General features: G+C 38.9%; 13 protein-coding genes and 1 tRNA gene. 3 read left to right on the top strand and 11 right to left on the bottom strand.

Annotation, left to right across the window (positions count from 1 at the left end; genetic code table 11):
* Window positions 1-2 precede the first annotated feature (2 nt).
* From queG to F1560_RS09925, 3 genes are all read right to left on the bottom strand, one after another.
* Window positions 3-1,148, bottom strand: coding sequence for a tRNA epoxyqueuosine(34) reductase QueG (gene queG / locus F1560_RS09935; protein WP_149474461.1), 1,146 nt, complete (start codon window positions 1,146-1,148; stop codon window positions 3-5).
* Window positions 1,149-1,163: 15 nt separating this feature from the next.
* A complete protein-coding gene (locus tag F1560_RS09930) occupies window positions 1,164-2,867 on the bottom strand; it encodes an ABC-ATPase domain-containing protein (RefSeq protein ID WP_149474460.1) in 1,704 nt (567 codons plus the stop codon).
* Between the two features lie 374 nt (window positions 2,868-3,241).
* A tRNA-Gly gene (locus F1560_RS09925) sits at window positions 3,242-3,315 on the bottom strand.
* 381 nt (window positions 3,316-3,696) lie between these two features.
* Between F1560_RS09925 and dat the strand changes: the two genes are divergently transcribed.
* Together dat and F1560_RS09915 are read left to right on the top strand one after the other, a co-directional pair.
* Window positions 3,697-4,572 (top strand): D-amino-acid transaminase, encoded by an 876-nt coding sequence (dat, locus tag F1560_RS09920; protein WP_149474459.1) that lies wholly within the window; start codon window positions 3,697-3,699, stop codon window positions 4,570-4,572.
* A gap of 306 nt (window positions 4,573-4,878) precedes the next feature.
* The gene (locus F1560_RS09915) at window positions 4,879-6,882 is read left to right on the top strand and encodes a S9 family peptidase (protein WP_149474458.1); all 2,004 of its coding nucleotides are present in this window, start codon (window positions 4,879-4,881) and stop codon (window positions 6,880-6,882) included.
* Between the two features lie 105 nt (window positions 6,883-6,987).
* Here F1560_RS09915 and F1560_RS09910 read toward each other — a convergent pair whose 3' ends face one another.
* Window positions 6,988-12,198, bottom strand: coding sequence for a sensor histidine kinase (locus F1560_RS09910; RefSeq protein ID WP_187773685.1), 5,211 nt, complete (start codon window positions 12,196-12,198; stop codon window positions 6,988-6,990).
* A 341-nt stretch (window positions 12,199-12,539) separates the two neighbouring features.
* Here F1560_RS09910 and F1560_RS09905 point away from each other — a divergent pair, with 341 nt between their 5' ends.
* Entirely contained in the window at window positions 12,540-12,710 is a 171-nt protein-coding gene (locus tag F1560_RS09905) for an anti-repressor SinI family protein (protein ID WP_245347628.1), read from the top strand.
* Here F1560_RS09905 and F1560_RS09900 read toward each other — a convergent pair.
* The 7 genes from F1560_RS09900 to argC form a co-directional block, all read right to left on the bottom strand.
* Window positions 12,691-13,407 (bottom strand): response regulator transcription factor, encoded by a 717-nt coding sequence (locus tag F1560_RS09900; protein ID WP_246811925.1) that lies wholly within the window; start codon window positions 13,405-13,407, stop codon window positions 12,691-12,693. The genes F1560_RS09905 and F1560_RS09900 overlap by 20 nt on opposite strands.
* A gap of 202 nt (window positions 13,408-13,609) precedes the next feature.
* Complete coding sequence (gene carB / locus F1560_RS09895) at window positions 13,610-16,855, bottom strand: carbamoyl-phosphate synthase (glutamine-hydrolyzing) large subunit (protein WP_149474455.1); 3,246 nt, start codon at window positions 16,853-16,855, stop codon at window positions 13,610-13,612.
* Entirely contained in the window at window positions 16,842-17,939 is a 1,098-nt protein-coding gene (locus F1560_RS09890; protein ID WP_149474454.1) for a carbamoyl phosphate synthase small subunit, read from the bottom strand. The genes carB and F1560_RS09890 overlap by 14 nt, the downstream gene beginning before the upstream one ends.
* Window positions 17,936-19,138 (bottom strand): acetylornithine transaminase, encoded by a 1,203-nt coding sequence (locus F1560_RS09885; protein WP_149474453.1) that lies wholly within the window; start codon window positions 19,136-19,138, stop codon window positions 17,936-17,938. Before F1560_RS09885 ends, F1560_RS09890 begins: the two co-directional genes overlap by 4 nt.
* Window positions 19,131-19,937: an acetylglutamate kinase gene (gene argB, locus F1560_RS09880; RefSeq protein WP_149474452.1), complete on the bottom strand. Its 807-nt coding sequence runs from the start codon at window positions 19,935-19,937 to the stop codon at window positions 19,131-19,133. Before argB ends, F1560_RS09885 begins: the two co-directional genes overlap by 8 nt.
* Before the next feature lie 9 nt (window positions 19,938-19,946).
* Window positions 19,947-21,167: a bifunctional ornithine acetyltransferase/N-acetylglutamate synthase gene (argJ, locus tag F1560_RS09875; RefSeq protein ID WP_149474451.1), complete on the bottom strand. Its 1,221-nt coding sequence runs from the start codon at window positions 21,165-21,167 to the stop codon at window positions 19,947-19,949.
* A 13-nt stretch (window positions 21,168-21,180) separates the two neighbouring features.
* The gene (argC, locus tag F1560_RS09870; RefSeq protein ID WP_149474450.1) at window positions 21,181-22,221 is read right to left on the bottom strand and encodes an N-acetyl-gamma-glutamyl-phosphate reductase; all 1,041 of its coding nucleotides are present in this window, start codon (window positions 22,219-22,221) and stop codon (window positions 21,181-21,183) included.
* Window positions 22,222-22,349: the final 128 nt, after the last annotated feature.

Here is a 22,349-nt window from a genome sequence, read left to right as displayed (position 1 = left end):
ATTTATTTCACAGCTGTTTTTCTTTTAAATTCCAGCCCTTTTTCCATTTCAAATAATACGTGCTCATCCTGCTCTTTTTCCATCGCAGCTTTAATCGCCTTAAAAGCTTCTTCGGTTCCAATTTTCCCAAGCGCCCATGCAGCGGTACCACGAATGACCGGACGAGGGTCTTCTTTCATTACTTTTATCATTTCCGGAACAGCAGTTTTATCCTTATAATGACCAAGTGCGATTAATGCATTTCGCTGCAATGGTTTCTTTCCACGCCACGATCCAGACATATGGCCAAAGTCTTCCTTAAATGACCGATTAGAGATACGCAGCATTGGTACAAGCTTCGGTTTTGCCAAATCATGCTCCGGCTCAAATTCTGGATGGATATGCGAATCGATTCCTTTATTTCTTGGACAAACTTGCTGACAGGTATCACAGCCATAAAGCCGGTTTCCTAGCTTTGTGCGAAATTCTTCTGGCAGGAAATCCTTTGTCTGTGTCAAAAAGGCAATACAGCGTTGTGCATTTAATCTTCCTGCTTCAACCAAAGCCCCGGTTGGACAAGCGTCCATGCATTTCGTACAATCACCACAGCTGTCCTCAATTGGATCATCTGGAACAAATGGGATGTTGGTAATCATCTCACCTAAATAGACAAATGAACCAAATTCCGGCGTAATAATGGATGTATTTTTCCCGCTAAAGCCGATTCCAGCTCTCTCTGCAACAGCTCGGTCAGAAAGCTCTCCTGTATCTACCATCACTTTATTGCTAACGTCGGGAACTTTCTCTCGGATAAAGGCAGCAAGCTTTTCTAAACGGTCACGTAAGACTACATGGTAATCAATTCCCCAAGATGCACGTGCAAACAATCCGCGCCTCTCTTCTTTCGTACTTCTTGGAGCATCTTTCATCCGAGAAGGGTAAGCAATCGCAATGGAAATAATTGACTGTGCTTCGGGTAAAAGGCGTTGTGGTTCGGTACGTTCTTCAAGGCTTCCTTTTTCAAAGCCGGATTGGTAATTCGATTCCTGCTGTCTTCTTAACCGTTCCCTCAATTCTCCAAATACATCTGCTGAAGCAAAGCCTATTTTGTCTATCCCAATTTCCTTTGCATAATCAATGATTTCCTGTTTCAATTGTTCTGTTCGCATGAAACAACCTCCCTTCTAATTATGTGTTACGATTGCTGATCGCATACGATTTAACACAGCCGCAATCTCATGTCTACGTGGACGAGCAAGGTCCCCTGGATGTTGATTTTTAAAAGCAGTGAATGAAGCCAAACCAAGATCATTCAGTTGCTTTTCTATATCGTCAAGCACTTGATTTAATGATTTATGCTCAAGCTTATTTGTACGGGCCAAGTTATGAATAATCTCAGCAATCATACGGGTTTGCGATACGTCCACTACTTGTTCTGTAAAGTCAAAGGCAATCGGTGTTTTCCCCAGTACAATTTGATGAAGACCTTTCGCTTGTATTTTCATTCGATTTGCCTTTTCAAGTTTTAACGATTGCTGATGAAAATAACGATTGGTTACTGTGCTGAAATCAGATTGTACACGTACCTGACGTTCTATTGGATTCTCCTCTAAAATTATACGTGCTCGTTCTGTTACATCATAAGGCATGTATTCATCCAGCATTACAACTGAATCTGCTACAGAAAAGTAATCGCCTGAGCCCCCCATAACAAGAATCGTGGAAACGCCAAATTGATCAGAAAGCTGTTTAATTCGATCAATAAATGGGGTAATTGGTTCCTTATCTTGGCTAACAAGCTGTTGCATACGATGATCTCGAATCATAAAATTTGTTGCACTAGTATCCTCATCAATGAGTAGTGTTGTTGCCCCAGCCTCTAATGCTTCCATCACATTAGCCGCCTGTGAGGTACTACCGCTGGCATTTTCTGTAGTGAAGCATGTTGTATCTTGTGCATTTGGCAAGTTGTTAATGAAGGAGGAAATATTGACAGCAGTAACCTGTCTTCCATCCTCAGCACGAATCTTCACCGCATCTAGATCTGTTAATACATATTCACGCCCGTCACCTTTTTGGTGAAAATACACACCGCGTTCAATAGCCTTCAACAAGGTGCTTTTTCCATGATATCCTCCACCAACAATTAATGTAATTCCTTTTTTAATCGCCATTCCTTTTAGCGGCTGTGCTTGGTGCGGAATAGTTATGGAAACCTCAGACGCTTTCGGACTTTGAAAAGGTACAGCATGTTTCAGTGGTGTATTGCGAATGCCACTTTCACGCGGAAGTATGGACCCATTTGCAATAAAAGCGATCCAATTTTGCCGCTTCATTTCATTGCGAATTGCTTCCTGCTGATCAGCAAGCTTCATTGCATTTTCTATTTCATTATCGGTTATTTTGAATACCGAATTATTTATAATCATTGGAATTGCATTTGCAAAAAGCTTCTCAGCCTCTTTACCATTGATACGCCGACCGTTGGCAGGTAATCCAACCGATATACAAATTGTTATCCCCTTGGGACTAATTTGCAATGCTGTCCGTTCTAAAACTTCCTGCCCAGGACGATCAAAGAAAATCATGCCACTTTTCCCCGACCCTTTCACGGAAAATGACTGCTTTTCTGTTGCCCTTCCGACTACTCGTGCAATTGCATCTTCTACAGCTACTTTGCGAATTGGCGTTTGTAACCATTCCGTACGTATCGGGCGTCTCGACTCTGAGATAACAACTCGAATTTTGGATGGAGTCGCAAATGGATCTCCCTGTACATAATCTATATATAGATCATAATCGTCAAATTTGTATTGACCTTGGATACTTTTATAGCCTTTATAACCCTTATTATCTAATTGTCTTAATTGCTGAAACAGATTTTTCATCGTGATCCCTCCTCCTATAATTATTTCCTAATTAAGCGTTCAAAAGGAGGATAAAAAGGACCGAGATCGGCTAACTTCTCAACGTCCTTTTGCGGGCGCCAACACTAACACGTTCCGTTTGTTGAAGGCCGAGGCGGCGTAGCTCTTTTCACAGGATATGTGACTTCGACGTTCGACTCAGGGCGTAGCGGTAGTTAGTTGAAGGTCCTCTGTTCTCGATGTGTCATTTATTACCGGTCTTTTGAACAACATCTATAGAATACTATTTTAAAAATGATGAATTCAAGTATGGAGGTTTAGTGGGTGTAGTGGAAATTAAAAACGCAACGCTTCGTAATCCTAGTTTTACGAAACACTGCGTTATCACATATGTATGGAGCGGGTGAAGGGAATCGAACCCTCATCATCAGCTTGGAAGGCTGAGGTTTTACCACTAAACTACACCCGCAAATCATTATTCATTTTTCGCTAACAGATAACATTATAACAACTTCTTCTTAACAAATCAATAGCAAATTCATCATTTTTTTATTAGAAAACTTGGCGTTCGACAATCCTTTAGGAGAATCCCTTAGTTGCACTTATGCAAGAAAGAACGTCTTTACGTTCTTTCTTGCCAAAAAATTTATATAACAAGATAAACCCTCGCTTTGAAGACGAAAGTTTATTAAATAATTTCTAATAATTCATTATTTACATTATAGGGTGGAGGCTATAAACTAGGAATAGGTTTTCAAAACGGATGTTCAAAATGGTAAAAGTGACAACGGAATTCTTCGTCCATTCTTTCCTCCTTTGGACCCGTACTTAAAGAAAGGGGCTTTTATGTATGTCTGTATATCCAATTATTATGACACAATCCCAGTTTACACATCGTGATAATTTACATTATCCATTTGAAGAGCGTGGCCTTCAATTCGGTGATGGAATATATGAAGTAATCCGGATTTATAACGGAACTTATTATTTACTTGAAGAACATGTGGATCGATTAATTCGATCTGCTGAGGCAATTAAAATAAAATTACCATATGATAAAGATGAGATAACCCACTTGTTACTAGAATTGCTTGAACGCAATAAGATGACTACAGACGGGAAAGTATATTTACAAGTGACACGAGGATCAGCACCACGTGATCATATTTTTCCTGCTGACGTCCTGCCTAATATCTATGCTTATGTTGGGGATCTACCACGAAACGCAGAAATATTTAAAAATGGTGTTCATACAATTACACAAAGAGATATTCGCTGGGAATACTGCTATATTAAAAGTTTAAACCTATTACCGAATGTATTAGCAAAACAAACTGCTAAGGAAAACAACTGCTATGAAGCGATCCTCCACAAGGATGGACTTGTAACCGAATGCAGCTCTTCAAATGTCTATCTGGTAAAAGACGGAAAAATCTATACACATCCTGCTACAAAACAGATTCTTCATGGTTGTGTAAGAATGGCCGTTGAGAGATTTGCTGATGAATTAAATATTCCCTTCATTGAGGAAAGCTTTGAAGTTGAAGAGATTCGTCTCGCTGATGAACTCTTCCTTTCTAGCAGCACTTCGGAAATTACACCAATTGTAAAAGTAGATAATCAGCAAATTGCTGATGGAAAGCCAGGCAAAATTACGCGCCAATTACAAGAAGCTTATGTATCTGATGCAAACATTCAAGAAAACAATTTAAAACATACGGTTTAATGCTTAAGTGACCCAAATTAGGGTCACTTTTTCTATGAACAGCAAACAAGTGAATGTCCTAATTGATTCGTTACCCGAAATAGTTTAAACTAATAGATAGTTCCGATAAAATGAAAATTCATTCAAAGGTGAGAGCTCTTCCTCCCCACTGAATGTTAGTACCACAAGGGTATAACCTACATGCCTTGAACAGAATCAGATATTTACGGGCTGTCCCCCCTACCTTCACGTTTTAAATTTCTTACACATATGGTGGGGGATTACAGCCCGTAAATGCGTAACAATTTAAAATTAGGGGGAAATTCAATGGTTCATTCCAAGCGATCGATTCAATCAGAAGACCTAAAAAATATCGAAGTATACAGTGATCCACAATATACACCTGACGGAGAAGCATTTACATATGTTTCCACTACAATTAATGAAGAAAATAAGTATCAATCCCAGCTTTACTTTCAACGTTTCGATGAAAATGAAGCAATCCAATGGACTTTCAAGAATGCTAAAAACGATAATCTTCATTTTTCACCGGATGGGAAAATTGCAGTTTTTCAATCAACACGCAGTGGGATTTCTCAGCTTTATCTAATAAACAAAGCTGGGGGTGAAGCAAAACAATTAACCACATTTAAGCATGGCACCTTCCGTCCTGCATGGTCAAAAGATGGGAAGTCTATCTTCTTCCATGCTTCTCTGGATAAAGGAGAAACTATTGAAAAACAAAACGAATTATCAGCCGAAGAGCGAGAAAAGGAAAAAGCGAACCATGCAAAGCAGCCACTTGTCGTCGATCGATTAAAATATAAATCAGACGCCAACGGATTTCATGATCATAAAAAAATCCAAATTATCCAGTACAGCCTAGTAACAAAAGTATTCACACAATTAACGACAGAAGATGCAGATCACAGCTTTCAAGATAGTTCACCAGATTCGAGCATTATATTGTTTACTGCAAATTTGAATGCTGATTCCGACTATGAACGATTCAGTGATTTGTTCACACTCGATTTGAAAACAAAAGAAGTAACAAAACTGACGAATGGCAAAAGTAGTTATTATAATGCCAAATTCTCTCCTCGCGGTGATACGATTGCGAGCTTCGGTCATGATTTTGAATATAGCAGTGCAACTTTGAACAAATTGTTTCTAATTGATGTAACAGCTGGTAAACGAACCTCACTAAGCAACGATTGGGACATCCAACTCGGTGATGCTATGGTAGGTGATACAAGACTTGGCGCTGCGACAACTGGCCCTATCTGGTCGGTAGACGGGAAACGGCTATTTTTCATTGCAACTGACTTTGGTGCCACGGGGCTCTATCAAGCAACAATGGATGGGAACTTAAAAGCGCTCTATAAAAATAATAATCATGTATTTAGTTTTACGTATCAACCAGAAGCCGATTCTTTTATTCTTGGAATCAGTACACCTACAAATCCTTGTAATCTCTATCAACTCAACACGGATTTACAGCTGGAACGATTAACAAATGCGAATGAGGCATTTCTTCAGGAAGTAGCGATCTCCGAGCCTGAAACACTTACCTTTACAACAAAAGATGGATTGGAGATCCAAGGGTGGTTATTACGTCCATACGACTTTGATGAAACAAAAAAATATCCATTCATCCTGGAAATTCATGGGGGACCACATATGATGTATGGGCAAACTTTCTTTCATGAAATGCAGCTTTTAGCAGCAAAAGGCTATGTTGTGCTTTATACGAATCCACGGGGAAGCCATGGATATGGTCAGGAATTTGTTGATGCGGTCAGATCCAATTATGGCCAGGGGGATTATACGGATTTAATGGATGCGGTGGACTATGTATTAGAAAACTATAGCTTTATCGATGAAACAAGACTTGGTGTTACAGGCGGAAGCTATGGTGGATTTATGACAAACTGGATTGTCGGCCATACGAATCGTTTTAAAGCGGCTGTTACCCAGCGTTCGATTTCCAATTGGCTGAGCTTTTATGGTGTAAGTGATATTGGTTATTTCTTTACAAAGGGGGAGCATGGGGTAAACCTGCTCGATGACCCAACGAAGCTTTGGGATATTTCTCCTCTAAAATACGCAAACAATATCGAAACACCATTATTAATATTGCATGGCGAACGCGATTTCCGTTGCCCAATTGAACAAGGTGAGCAGCTTTTTAGTACATTAAAGCATCTGCGTAAACAAGTAGAGTTTGTCCGTTTTCCTGGAGCAACACATGAATTAAGCAGAAGCGGCGACCCGCTTATGCGTATAGCCAGACTAGATCAAATCTGTCGTTGGTTTGAAAAATATTTATAAGCAGTAAGAGCTCATAGTGGAGGAACTCGGAGAAATAGCTGCTTTCTTTCATACTTATTAAGCAAGTCAAATCAGTGTATCCACCGGGTACACTGATTTGACTGTTTACTGCTGCTCTAACTGCAGTGCATGCATCTCTTTTTCAGATTCACTGCCTCTCAAAACCTTCATCGAAAGATAAAACGTTGTTCCTCTTTGCTCTTCACTTTCCACCCAAATCTTACCTTTATGCGCATTCATAATCTCTTTGCAAATGGCTAAACCTAACCCATGCCCTGCTTTTTTTGTTCCCACACCTTTTGTATAAAACTGATCAAACACATATGGAATATCAGACGGAGCAATGCCACTTCCTTCGTCCGCAATAGAAATAATAGCATCTCCTTCGTTTTCTAGCGACAGCTTTAATTTAATTTCTCCTTTTTCCATGTACCTAATTGCGTTTGATATTAAGTTACTCATTACTTGTTCCATCCGTTGTACATCCACTTCAACTAACGGATAATCAGACTCAGTAGCAATAGAGAGTTCCCGTTTGAATTCAAGTCCAGCCAGTTCAACATCTAATTCAAACTGATTACATAAATGGAGAAATAATTGATCAATCGGAACAACATCCATCGTAATCGAGAAATTCCCAGTTTCAAATTGGGCTAAATCAAACAAATCTTGAACAAGTTTATTTAGTGAAGTCAAACGCTTCTTAACAATTTGTAAATAATTTGATCGCTGCTCCCCTTCAACAACACCATCTAAAATTGCATCGACATAGTTTTGAATCGTCGCAATTGGCGAACGTAAATCATGAGAAATAGTAGTGAGAAATTGAGTTCGCTCCATTTCTGCATTCTCTAAGGATATATTGGCATGCTTTAATCTCTCGTTTGCGGCGTTTAATAATGACGTTCTCTCTTCCACCTTTGCTTCTAAACTTGCATACAAGTACGTATTCTCAATTGAAATTGCAACTTGCGAAGCCAGTAATGTTAGCAGAACGACTCGTTCTTTCGTAAATACATTTGTTGATTTATTATTCTCTAAATAAAGTACGCCAGTCAATTTGCGATGATATATAATCGGCAGACAAAGGATGGACTTTGCGTTTTTTTGTTTAATAAAATAATCCGTTGTAAATTTCCCCTTATTCGCAGCGTCGTCCAATACAACCGCTTCCTGTGTATTAGCAACATAATGGACAATCGTTGTTGAAAAATCACTGGACATTTCCATTCGTCTTGGTTGTTCATAAATTTTTATCTCATCATGTATATCATTTATTGCAACCAACTGCAGGGCATCATCCTTATTCAATAATAGAAATACACGCTCTGCACCAGCATTGACCAACATACGCTTCATAAATTTTTCTAGTAGTTTATCAAACATGACTTCATCCATAATTAGCTTGGAGGTTTCAAATATCGTATTCATGTCTAACGATTCATTACCAAGATGAAGCGCAAATGCACGATCCTCTTCTTTCCGAATAAGTTCTGGGTATGCTTGATAAAGACGGTAAGCGACTCGTTTAGCACCCCACTTCAAGTAATTGATTGATGCATCTACGAGGTAGGGTTTCGCTGATTTAGGTAGTTTGTTAGCTAAATAAAACTCTGCCGCACATTGATTGCCAATTGCTATATCCTGCAGGAAACCCGATTCTGTTGCGAATCGTATCGATCGATTATAAAGATAAATGGCCCTGTCATTACCAACTATCTGCATCCACTCAGCTCCCAAAAGTAAATACTTATGACGATAATTAGCAGGTGAGCTCTTTGCCCATATCTTCATTTTTTTTAGTTTCCTAAATAGCTTTTTTCGCCCTTGGATTTTGGATAGCTTTCCTCTTCTCATTAAACGCGTCGTCCACAAACCATGATAAAAATAAGTATCAGGGGTCATAATAAGAACAAACGTCCCATTAACAAGCGAATCTAATTTATCCATAATCGCTATTGCTTCTTTTTCGTTATCAAGTAAATAAGTCATTTGCAGCCTTAAAGTGTAATGTATAATTTGAGCTGAAAGATCATCTGTAAAATCTGGATAATGCCAGTTCACGGGCTCATCTGTTGTTGACAATACGTTAATCCAATCGATCGTTTCATCTAGAAAATTATCCGCTAATACATATTCATTATGTTTTGCAAAGGCATGCTGACGCTCAATTCCTTTTTTCACATCTGCCAAATTATCTCCTTTTATTAACAAAATAATTGTAATAAAAGAGGCATTAGCCCCAGCAAGGTGGAGGTTTCCTGATTCGATACAAAGCTGCTGTGACCGCTCTAAATAGGTGAGATTTTCCCGTACTGGTCGTTTCCAATGGTTAACAAAGGTACCAAAAATAAAATAAACCGTTGCTTTTATACTCGTATCCTGATATTTCTCCAATTGGTCCATCGCTAACTTTCCAAAGTGATAGCCCACATCATAATTATTAGAACCTGCGCTTAATGTCAATGCATAATTCGTGTACACAAGTGCTGTACTTTCCATATCCCCATACTTTAATGTTAAACGGAGGGCACGAAGCATTAAGATCGTGGCTAAATTTTGATTCCAATGATAGATTGGGCCATTTGAATTAATTAACGTCCGCATCATAGCATGTACAAAGTCATTCTTAATAGCTGGAAGTTGCAGTAGATCTGTTTTTTTCTTCTTTTTAAGAGTAAGCTTTGTGAGTAAATATTCTTTGGCAACATCAACCTTCGTCGGATTGCTTTTGAAATTCCACCCACCAAGTTTCAATCCTTCAAGTACAGTGTTCGTCGCTCTTTCCACCTCGTGAATATGAGAATATAATAAGATCTTTAAATCATACACCTGTAGCTTTTCTTGAATCGTCTTCGCATTTTTAAGGATTTCCTCGAAGGTTTGCTCCGCTTCTTCAAACAAGTGATTTAAGTATTGTGTTTCTCCAAGGCCTACCATTATTTTAAAGGTGATGTTATAGGATTTTCTCCAGCGATTTTCTGTGAGTAATTCTTTCCCTACTCGAAAAAAATTCAACGCAGCGTCCGGTGCAGCTCTATTTTTTGCTTGCACACCAGCCATCCAATTCCAATTCACTAGATTAGACTGCTGCTCTTCTGTCAGCCGATTTCTGCTATGGTTTAAATGATTCACAATTTCAAAGATATGTGCTTCACGTTCTAACTCATCATACAAAGCGACAAGCTCTAGACCGATGAGCTGATGATTTTTTTCTTGATTCTCTTTCGAAAGACTCGTGTAAAAGGCTTGCTGAATCTTGTCATGTACGAATAAAAAAGTTGGTAGGTGTGCCTGTTCAAATCCAGTACGATCACCTTCGTAAATCCATTTATAGCTAGAATCAATTGGCATAACGAGACCCGCTTCTAATCCATGCCATAAACTTTTCATAACTTCCATATAGGTTAGTTTTGCTATTTCAGCTAACGCTTTTAGACCAAATCGGTTTCCAAAGCAAGAAGCAAGCTGTAAAATCGCAATTGTTTCCTTAGGTAATCTGTTAATACTTTTTAAAATAAAATCAATAATGGAATCTGACATCGGAAGTTGCTTCATTGCTTGCCTATTTAGTATCCATTTTCCTTTCTCCATATGAAAATCAATTATTATCTCATCGAGAAGTGTTTGAATTACTTGTACGATAAAAAAAGGATTCCCTTGGGTTATGCGAAATATAAATTGCACGAGAAACTCCGTGTCATTATTCCCTAAAGAAAACGACTCATATATCCATTCCCTTACGTGCTTCACTTGTAATGTTGTAACACGAATTGTAGTCATGTCGGTATCTTTCTCGTGTAACTTCGTTAACATGACTTCAAACGGATGACCAATATGAACTTCATTATCTCGATAAGCAGCAATAATTAACACATACTGATCTTCAGGGTTACTTACTAAATAATCAAGTAAATCCAGCGTTGCCTCATCAGCCCATTGTAAGTCATCTAAAAATAACACAAGCGGATGTTCTTTCGTTGCAAATACACGTATAAAGCTTCTAATTGCATTCCTGAAACGGTTATGGACTCCTTGTGGCGGCAAATCCGGGACATCACCCTGCTCTCCAATTAACCAACTAATCTCAGGAATAAAATTAGCAATCACACCTGCGGAAGGACCTAATGCTTCATTTAATCTTCTTCCCCATTGTTGGATACTTGTTTGTCCTTCAGATACGATTTGTCGAAGCAGCCCTTGGAATGCATGTACAATCGGTGCGTAAGGAATTTGCTTTTCTAATTGGACAAACTTTCCCGAAATGAAATATCCTTTTTCTTTCACTAATGGTTTATGCAGTTCATGGACAACAGAAGTTTTTCCGACACCAGAAGGACCAGGTACTAGCAGCAGTTCTGTTCTTCCTTTTTGCACACGATAAAAGCTTTCAATTAATTGCTCGACAATTTCCTCTCGTCCATAGAGCCTTCGTGATTTCTCATAAATACGACCGGGCTCTTGACCACTTAATTCAATATCTTGGATATCACCAGTTTCATCCAGCTGTTTTAAACATTTTTCTAAATCGTCTTTTAACCGTATGGCATGCTGATAACGATACTCCGGCATTTTTTCTAACAATCGCATAATAATCGTAGAGATTGGTTCTGGAATTGCTGCATTGATTACGCTCGGACTTTCTGGCAGTTTAGCTAGGTGTGCATGAATAAGTTCAGCAGGATGTTCCAACTCAAATGGTAATCTTTCAGTAATCATCTCATAATAAATGATCCCTAAAGAATAAAGATCGGTACGATAATCAAGCGCACGATTCATTCGACCAGTTTGTTCTGGAGACATGTATGCGATTTGGTCTCTAAATTGATACGGGCTTATATTGGTCTGCTGCATCTCTTTGGAAAGTGTTGTTGCGTGATGAAAGCCAGTTACTTTTATTTCATTTATTCTTGATTCAAGCAGTATATTTTGAGGATGTAATGATTTATGTATAATATGCGCTTGGTGTAGTTTTGAAACAACATCAGCTAGTCTTGCGGCAATCATGAGAAAACTTCTTAAATCTAATGGATCCGTTTCTCGTTTTAACCTTGCCTCTAATGTTTCACCTTGAAAAGATTCTGTAATGATATACCTATCTTCTCCATATTTTTCTAGATGGATTGGTCGTAAAATATAATCCGTATTTAAATCCTTTGCAATATGAAAATCATGCTTTATTTCTGCTCTGGACTGATTATTTTCTATTTTTATTGCAACCACTCTTTCATCTTTCAAGGAAAATGCTTTATAAAGGCTCCAGGATTCATTCTCTATCACGATATCCAATATACGATAACCAGGCAGCTTAACCATTGGAAACCACACTCCTTTATTGACAGATAGGAAAGTATAAAACTTTTCTATCTGCATAAGTGCAACTAAGGCATTCACCTAAAGGCTTGCACTCCAAAGTATAAGGGCTTCTAAGAAAGCAAAGAACGCTTACGCAAAAATCCCTTTAACGAATGCCCAGTTTTCTATACGTCCACGAAGCGCCCAGCGACTAGCGAGACTTCCCTCATCTCCCTACGTCGGTATCGGGTGTTTCCGCTTTTGTGCTTTAACAAAACTTAAATGAAACTTCATCTAAACTTTAACGCAATTTATACTGTTGCTATTATTATGTTTATATAGCATTCTAAGGAGGGTTTTCGTTGGATAATAAAACGCAATCAACTTTGATTAAATCTGACGTATATGATCAAGAATGGATTGATCTAATCAAACAAGCGAAGCGTATTGGGTTGACACCATTTGAAGTACAACTATTTCTCAAACATATAACAAGTGAAGAGAGGGAAATCCTCAGTTTGCATGATCAGTAAATTTGTAACCGATACCACGTAATGTCTGAATATACTGGGGATCATCTGGATTATTTTCGATTTTTTTCCTTAATTTACTCAAATGCACCATGACAGTTCGATAGTCTCCTAGACCATCCTCGCTCCAAATGAGCTCAAATAATTTCTCCACCGTATAAATACGCTCTGGATTTTGTGCCAGAATACATAATAATTGATATTCCTTTGCTGATAGCTTGACAATCATCCCGTCTACTTTGACCAGCGCACTTGTTAAATTGATCTCGAGTCCGGGGTAGTTTAGTATGGTGGATTTTTCCTTTTCTATAGATCTAACCTTTTCCGTTAACGAGCGATTACGTCTTAAATGTGCCTTTACCTTTGCTACGATTACTGACATATTCGTTGTCTTGGACAAATAATCATCTGCGCCAATTCCAAGCCCTAGAACTTTATTCATGTCATCATCTATGGAACTGAACATTAATACTGGTACATCCGTATTTTTACGGATTATTGGTAAAAGCTCAAACCCGTCGAGATTCGGCATCATGACATCTAATATAATTAATTCAGGATTTACATCTTCAATTACAGCAAGTGCCCGAATACCATCTTCCGCTACAAAAACGGCATACCCATTCTTTTCAAGGTACAGTTTAAGAATTTCTCGCATATCTGCATCATCATCCACGAGTAAAATCCTTTCACTCGCCACGAAAACACCCCCATCCATTTCAGTCAAAATCTAAACGTAGCATAATTCACAACTATTTGAAAATAATATAACTATTATACTACATATCTATAACTCCACACCAGATGAATAGGTAGAATTACGGGTGAATTATTTCGCATCTAGTATTAGTTGCAAAAAAACAGCCAGCCCCATACGTAAGGACCAACTGCTGAACTTCACTTTATTTTGTTGTGACCTGTTCAGATTTGGAATTTCTACTTAAATACTCCTGTAAAGATAATATCTCTTCCCCTTGTAAAATTTGATTTAACCCATCAACCAATGCTCGCAGCGTTTCAAGGCTTGTAAAATACGGAACCTGAAAGCGAACAGCTAATTCTCGAATAAAAAAGCCAATTTTTTCTTTTTCCCTTCCTTGATTCGGGATATTTAGTACAATATGTGGTGGATTATCCTGCCAATGATTTAGAATATCTTTTTTACTTTTGACAATTCTTTCTGTTACCATTCCATTTTCTTCAATAAACTTCGCTGTTCCTTCTGTCGCCGTAATGATCGCACCGCGAGCAGAGAGTTCACGAATGATGGGAAGGCTCTCCTGTTTCAACCGATCCGAGATTGAGACAAATAATCGGATTGGATTCGTTATTTCTTCTAAGTGATGTGTACGTATCGTTGTCTTTTTTAATGCTTCTTGTTTATCATATCCTATCCCGATAATTTCTCCTGTTGATTTCATTTCTGGCCCAAGCACATGGTCTACACCCTTTAACTTACTCGCAGAAAACACAGGCGCTTTGATGGTATAATATCCCGGCTCTTTCATTAAATTAACTTCATCTGTGATTGCCTTTAAAGGTGTACCTAATTGCGCTCGTACTGCCCATTCAACCATCGGTACACCAGTTACTTTACTCATGATTGGAACGGTTCTGGACGATCGTGGATTCACTTCTAATACATAAATCGTATCATGATGAATCACAAATTGAATATTCATCATTCCAACAACTGGTAGGTTTCTACTAATCTTTTGTACAATTTCAACGATAGCTTCTTTCGTTTCATCACTTAATGTGACAGGCGGAAATACACTCATGCTATCACCAGAGTGAATACCTGCCTTTTCAACATGCTCCACTATTCCTGGTATAACAACCTCGTTTCCATCACTTACAACATCAACTTCACATTCTAAACCAGGTAAGTATTGGTCTATTAATAATGGCCAACAACGATCATTCGTATCCTGTTGAATTCTTGTAATGTAATGATACAATTCTTTCTCGTTATAGCAAATAAACATCGATTGTCCGCCGATAACATAAGAAGGTCGAATCAGTACTGGAAAGCCAAGTTCATGAACTAACGATGGAAGTTCATCCAATTCATGGACAATATGTCCTGCAATATGCGGTATATTTAATGCATTCAAAAAGTTATAGAATTGTTCCCTGTCCTCCATCTGATCAATATGTTCTGGCAATGTCCCAAATATGTGGACACCTTCTTCTTTTAATTCATTCGCAAGATTAATAGCTGTTTGACCACCGAACTGTATAAGCACCCCTGCGACATGCTCTTTTTCAATGACAGCAAGCACATCTTCTAAAGCTAACGGTTCAAAATATAAACGATCTGCCACGGAATAATCCGTGCTAACTGTCTCTGGATTATTATTCATGACAACTGCTTCATAGCCAATTTTCTTCAATGCTAACGTAGCATGAACGGAACAATAATCGAATTCAACCCCTTGCCCAATTCGGATTGGACCAGAACCAAGAACAAGTATTTTCTTTTGGTTCGTATTTGTTAACACCTCATCATGACCATGCCAAGTAGAGTAGTAATACGGGGTAACTGCATCAAACTCCCCTGCACATGTGTCCACTAGTTTATAGACTGGCTGCATGCCATACGCTTTATATTTGTTTCTTAAATCCTTTGATGTTGTGCCAAGTAATTCTGCAATTCGGTGATCACTCATATTCAATTGCTTTGCTCTTTTTAGTACATCTAATGGAATCGTTGATAATTGATACGAGGCTAACGCTTGCTCACCATCAATGATTCGCTTTATCTTTTGCAGGAACCAGTAATCAATTTTCGTTAATTCCATAATTATTTCGATTGGGATCTTCCGTTTAAATGCTTCCGATATAGCAAAAAGTCGAAGATCATTTGGAATCTCAACTAGGTCTAAAAGTTCTTGCGTGTTTTTCTGTTTCATTCCAGGAAAATGTAAGCTATATAAGTTCAATTCTAGTGATCGAATTGCTTTATGAAGCGCTCCTTCAAACGAACGATCAATAGCCATTACTTCTCCCGTAGCTTTCATTTGTGTACCTAGTGAACGATCTGCCTCCGTAAACTTATCAAATGGAAAGCGCGGCAGCTTTACTACAATATAATCTAATGCAGGTTCAAAAGAAGCGTATGTATTGCCTGTTATTGGATTTAGTATTTCATCAAGTGTATAGCCGATCGCACATTTAGCAGCAATCCGGGCAATCGGATACCCAGTGGCCTTCGAAGCTAATGCAGAAGATCTGCTTACCCTTGGATTAACTTCAATAATTATATATTCATTAGAAGTTGGGTGGAGTGCGAATTGTATATTGCATCCCCCGACAACATCAAGCGCACGAATAACCTTTAATGATGCAGTGCGAAGCATTTGATATTGTACATCTGAGAGTGTCTGTGAAGGTGCTACTACAATCGAATCACCTGTATGAACACCAACTGGATCCATATTTTCCATATTACATACGATGACACATGTATCGTTTTCATCGCGCATTACTTCGTACTCTATTTCTTTCCAGCCTTTAATACTTTTTTCAACAAGTACTTGCTGAATTGGGCTTAATGAAAGTCCTTGCTTGAGAAGATCCACAAATTCTTCCTTGCTATAGGCGAACCCTCCACCTTCACCACCAAGCGTATAGGCGGGGCGTAAAATAACGGGAAATCCGATTTCCTCGACAAAACTTAGACCCTCCTCAACCGACTGAATAATTTTCGATTCTGCAATCGGCTCCTGAATATCGATCATTAACTGACGAAATAATTCTCGATCCTCTCCATTCTTGATGGAGGAAACAGAAGTGCCTAATAGCTCTACATGATAGTGATCAAGAATTCCCTGATCAGACAATTCAACCGTTAAATTCAAACCTGTTTGCCCACCAAGACTACCAATTAGACCATCAGGCTGTTCTTTTGCAATAATTTTTTCCAATGTACCTACATCGAGTGGTTCCATATAGACGCGATCTGCAACACCGTCATCTGTCATAATCGTTGCAGGATTGTTATTTACTAAAACAACCTCAATGCCTTCTTCCTTTAAAGCTAAGCATGCCTGTGTACCAGCGTAATCAAACTCCGCCGCTTGACCAATTACAATTGGACCAGAGCCAATCACCAATACTTTGTTTATTGCTTTACGCTTCGGCATAAATTTGTGCTCCCTTCTCTTCATTAGCTACAACTTGTTGAATGAATTCTCGGAAAATATAGGCTGTGTCACTTGGTCCAGGGTGTGCCTCCGGATGAAACTGAACGGATTGAACCGGAAGTTGGCGATGTTTAATTCCTTCCAGCGAATGATCATTTACATTCTGGAACCAGATGTTAAAGTTTTGTTTAGAAATACTCGCTTCCTCTACGACATAGCCGTGATTTTGCGAAGTTATCCACACTTTTCCAGTTTGCATATCTTTAACTGGATGGTTTCCGCCACGATGACCATATGCCATTTTCTTTGTTTTTCCACCATAAGCGAGTGCTAAGAGCTGATGCCCTAGACAAATTCCAAGTGTTGGATACGTTTCGCTTATACGCTTTATCTCTGTAAAATAATGCGACAATGCCATTGGATCTCCAGGACCATTGCTTAACAAAATCCCATCTGGCTCCAGTTCCTTTATTTTTTCAAATGACGTATCAAAGGGAACAACTGTCACTTTACAGTCTAGAGTAAGCACTTCCTCGAGAATTGATTTCTTATAGCCATAATCAACTAACACAATGTGGTACTGTCCAATTCCATAAGTCCTTGGTTCCTTAACAGAAACTTGGTTTATAACCGCTAACCAATCTGGAGCTTCCCAGTTCAGTTCGTGTGCATTCTTTTGCTTTTCTAAAAGGATTTTCCCGTTAACGGTTTTATTTTTTCGTATAACACCAACCAATGCGCGGGTATCCACATTCATTAACCCAGGAATGCTGGCAGCCTTTAATCTCTCGGAAAAAGAAGTAATTGCTTGATAATGACTTGGTTCTCCACATACGTCACTAACAATAACAGCAGAAACTGCCAATCCTTGACTCTCATCATCGCTAGTATTCATGCCATAATTCCCTATCATTGGATAACAGAAGGTGAGCAGTTGACCTGCATAGGAAGGGTCTGTCATCATTTCCTGATAGCCGGTCATACTCGTATTAAATACAACCTCTCCACTTACCTCCTGTTCAGCGCCTATCCAGTCTCCAACAAATTCTTCGCCAGTTTCTAAGACAAGATAGCCCTTTGTCATACGCTAGTTCCCTTCATTTCTGTTAGAACCTCTTGAAATACCTCGATAAATTGTGTCAATTCATCTTTAGTCGTTGTTAATGGTGGTAAGATCCGCAATATGTGAGAACCAGCAGCGAGAACAAGAATTCCTTTTTCTCGGAAGGCTTTAATAAATACAGCCGCTTCTACCTTCAATTCAACACCAATTAAAAAGCCAATTCCTTTCACACTAACCATTACTTCTTCTTTGGCTTGCAATGCTTCTAACTGTTCTTGCAGCCAGCTGCTATTCACTTTAACCTGTTCTAAAATATTTTTTTGAAGTATCGTTTCTAACGTTGCAATACCAGCAGTTGCTGCTAATGGATTTCCCCCAAATGTGCTGCCATGTGTACCTGGACTAAATGTACTAGCACAGTCTTTTTTTGCTAACATCGCCCCAATTGGGAAACCAGATCCAAGTCCTTTGGCTAAAGTCATGACGTCCGGCTCAATCCCAAACTGCTCATAAGCAAATAGTGTCCCTGTCCGACCTGAACCTGTTTGCACTTCATCCACCATTAATAAAATGTCGGCTTCTTTACATCGTGCAGAAAGCTTTTCAATCCACTCTTGTTCTACCGCATTTATACCACCTTCTCCTTGAATAAGCTCAAGTAAAACGGCTGCAGTTGTTCCATTATTAAAGGATGCAAGTGCTTTTTCATCGTTTAGTGTTAAGTACCTAAACCCTGGTGTTAATGGGGTAAATCCTTGATGGATTTTTTCTTGTGCAGTTGCCGCCATCGTTGATCCGGTACGACCGTGAAACGATTGATGAAACGTGACAATTTCCGTGCGCTCAGTATATCCTTTGTCCTTTGCATATTTTTTAGCAAATTTGATTGCCGCCTCGTTTGCTTCTGCTCCACTATTGCAGAAGAAAACTTGATCAAAGCAGCTGTTTTCTGTTAATAATCCCGCAAGTTCATTTTGCGCTGGAATTTCATACAAGTTCGAGCAATGCCATAGATTATCAAGCTGATTACTTAACTTTTGATGAACTGAATCCGGAACATGCCCTAAATTACAAGTCGCAATTCCAGAAGTATAATCTAAATATTTATTCCCTTCTTGATCCCAGACATAACTTCCCTTTCCCTTGGCAATTGTTAGTGGAAAGCGTTGGTATGTATGCATAACAGATTGATTTGTTTGTTGAATCATAGCTTCAGACATGCTGCTCTTCCTCCTTTTTCATGACTACTTTCGTTCCTGCTTGCTTTCCTTCGATATACTTTTTTATATCTTCTGGTGCTAAACCATTTAAAATAACCGACTCCTGGATTCCTCCAGATAAACTCTTTAAGGCAGAACGAACTTTCGGAATCATCCCACCATAAATAACGCCGGAAGCTATTTTTTCTTCAATCTCTTCTTTTGTTAATTGATCATGTACGATTTCTTTTCCAGATACGTTCTCCATTACGCCTGGAATATCACTGATTAAGGCTAACTTGGCTTTTAAGGCCTCGGCAACTGCTGCCGCCGCCATATCGCCATTTATATTTAAGCGCTCACCAAATTCATCGATACTAATCGGTGAAATAACTGGAATCGCACCATGCTCCATGATTGTTTCAAGCCATGACACATTCACTTGTTCCACCTGACCTACTAAGCCTAACTTCCCTTCCGGATCAATAGGTACCGCCTGAAGAAGCTTGCAATCAACACCACTCATGCCTATTGCTGTACCACCTTGCTTTTGTAGATTAGCTACGATTTTCTTGTTAATCGAACCGCTCATTACCATCTCAGCAACATCCAATACTTCCTTCGTCGTGACGCGTAATCCATCAACAAATTTACTCTCAACATGAAGTTCTTTTAATGCTTTATTAATTTCAGGACCACCACCATGAACAATAATCGGCTCACATATGTTCTGTTTCTTTAAAGCTACAACCGTTTCATAAAAGGAGTCTGGAAGCTTTGCTAATACACTACCACCCATTTTCAACACAAGAATATTCATTACTACACCTCACGTTCGATAGGAAGCATTTATTTTGACGTAGTCATACGTTAAATCACAGCCCCACGCTGTTGCTTCATGCGATCCATTTTGTAAGTCAATTTTCAGTACTACCGTTTCATTGCCAAGGTAAAGTTCTCCTTCTGATTCATCAAAATCTACTGGGAGACCATTCTTAACAACCTCGATATCTCCTAAAGAGACACATACCTTTTGCGGGTCGAGTGGCTGTTCGCTATAACCAATCGCACAAACAATTCGTCCCCAATTCGGGTCTGCACCATAAACAGCTGTTTTTACAAGATTAGAAGAAATAATTGCTTTTGCTATTTGACCCGCGGCTGTTACAGATGAAGCTCCACTCACCTGAACCTCGATTAGTTTCGTTGCACCCTCCCCGTCTCTAGCAATCATTTTGGCTAGTTCTTTACTGACCAATTGTAGTGCCTGTTTAAACACTTGCCATTCTGGATGCAACTCATTGAGTATATTATTTTTTTGCTTGCCATTTGCGAGTACTAAGACCATATCATTTGTACTGCAATCTCCATCAACTGTAATCATATTAAAAGACTGATCTGTCACTTCACGTAACGCCTGTTGTAAGCTAGTTGCCTCCACCGCAGCATCTGTTGTAATGAACGAAAGCATCGTTGCCATGTTCGGATGAATCATTCCTGATCCCTTTGCAGCCCCTCCAATTGTTATCATTTGACCATCAATTTCCAATTGAACGGCAATATGCTTTGTTACGGTATCCGTCGTTAAAATCGCTTGTTCAAAGTTTTCTGAGCTACTATTATCATTCATTAATTCGATACCAGCTCTGACTTTTTCCATTGGTAATGGCACTCCAATAACCCCAGTTGAGGCTACTGCAACATGATCAACTGCAACTCCCATTTTTCCTGCAGTTTTACGTTGCGTTTCTAAAGCATCCAAATATCCTTGTTCACCAGTACAAGCATTGGCATTTGCTGAATTAACGACTAGCGTTTGGATTAACTGTTCTTTTTCAATACTTTCTTTCGTCACCTTTAACGGAGCTGCTTGAAAAACATTTAAGGTGTACACACCAGCAGCTGTAGCTGGATTTTCCGAATGAATCCACCCGAAGTCTAGCTTTTTCTTACGAAGCCCACAATGGACACCACCTGCTGAATACCCTTTTGGACTTGTGACGTGCCCGTTTTTTAATACTTGTAGCTTACTTTCGATTGTAATTGTCATATTTTCCGCCCCCCTATGGATAAATCGGTATTGTGTGTAACCCCATTGTCTCTTCCCAGCCATTCATTAGATTCGCATTTTGGATTGCTTGCCCTGCGGCTCCTTTAACAAGATTATCAATTGCTGCAGCAATAATAATTTGATTACTGCGCTCATCCACATGAATCCCAATATCGCAAAAATTACTTGCATACACATCCTTTGTCGCAGGAAAAACTCCCGCTTCTCGTATTCTTACAAATGGATTGTTTTCGTAATAAGATTGATAGATTTCAATTACTTCTTCTGTAGTCGCCTTCTTCGCTAATTGACCATACATCGTACAAATTAATCCTCTTGTCATTGGGATAAGATGTGTTGTAAATGCTACGGTAATTGGTGTCTTTGCTTTATCCGATAGGTACTCTTCAATTTCTGGAATATGCTGATGCTGTCCGATTTTATACGGCGTAACATTTTCATTTGTCTCTGAAAAATGTGTTTTGGCTGTCGGCGTTCTTCCTGCACCAGATATGCCAGTCTTTCCATCAATACTAATTCCTTGTGGTGACATAATCTGATGCTCCAATGCTGGTGCTAAACCGAGTAAAGCAGATGTCGGAAAACACCCAGGATTAGAGATAAGATTTGCCTGCTTAATTTCTTCAGCATAAAGCTCAGATAAACCATAAACAGCCTTGTCTAGTAACTGTTGCGTGGCAGCATCTTTTCCATACCAAGTTTCATATTCTGTTTGTGAGCTAAGCCGTAAGTCGCCAGAAAGATCAATACATTGCAAATTAGGATTAGTAAATTGCGGCAATATCTCTTTTGCTACCCCAGCAGGTGTTGCAAAAAATACAATATCAACCTCTTCTTGTAATTTTTCAATTTCAAGCTCGTGCATTGGTTCTTCTATAAAATCTGTCAAATGTGGATAGATGGAAGCAATTGCTTCTCCATGCTGTGAATGAGAAATAATCTTTTCAACTTTAATTTCTTTATGTAATTGCAATAGTCTGATTAGCTCAATTGCTCCATAACCTGTTCCACCAATAATAGCTGCCTTTTTCAATGAATTCCGTCCCTTCATATAACTTTAATTATTCATTATTATAGTTATACCGTGACCTTTATGCAAGTATATTTATAAAAAAATATTAATAAATATGCATATTTTTTTTAGGAATCCCTTAAAACCCT

The organism is Oceanobacillus polygoni (assembly GCF_008304605.1).
GTDB classification, from domain to species: Bacteria; Bacillota; Bacilli; order Bacillales; family Amphibacillaceae; genus Oceanobacillus; species Oceanobacillus polygoni.
The sequence above is the reverse complement of the archived record's forward strand: the minus strand, read 5'-3'. Positions and strand labels throughout refer to the sequence as shown.

Bases quoted from the DNA above. Each gene is read 5' to 3' on its own strand.
- queG (WP_149474461.1), bottom strand. From the start codon at position 1,148: ATGCGAACAGAACAATTGAAACAGGAAATCATTGATTATGCAAAGGAA.
- F1560_RS09930 (WP_149474460.1), bottom strand. From the start codon at position 2,867: ATGAAAAATCTGTTTCAGCAATTAAGACAATTAGATAATAAGGGTTAT.
- dat (WP_149474459.1), top strand. From the start codon at position 3,697: ATGTCTGTATATCCAATTATTATGACACAATCCCAGTTTACACATCGT.
- F1560_RS09915 (WP_149474458.1), top strand. From the start codon at position 4,879: ATGGTTCATTCCAAGCGATCGATTCAATCAGAAGACCTAAAAAATATC.
- F1560_RS09910 (WP_187773685.1), bottom strand. From the start codon at position 12,198: ATGGTTAAGCTGCCTGGTTATCGTATATTGGATATCGTGATAGAGAAT.
- carB (WP_149474455.1), bottom strand. From the start codon at position 16,855: ATGCCGAAGCGTAAAGCAATAAACAAAGTATTGGTGATTGGCTCTGGT.
- F1560_RS09890 (WP_149474454.1), bottom strand. From the start codon at position 17,939: ATGACAAAGGGCTATCTTGTCTTAGAAACTGGCGAAGAATTTGTTGGA.
- F1560_RS09885 (WP_149474453.1), bottom strand. From the start codon at position 19,138: ATGTCTGAAGCTATGATTCAACAAACAAATCAATCTGTTATGCATACA.
- argB (WP_149474452.1), bottom strand. From the start codon at position 19,937: ATGAATATTCTTGTGTTGAAAATGGGTGGTAGTGTATTAGCAAAGCTT.
- argJ (WP_149474451.1), bottom strand. From the start codon at position 21,167: ATGACAATTACAATCGAAAGTAAGCTACAAGTATTAAAAAACGGGCAC.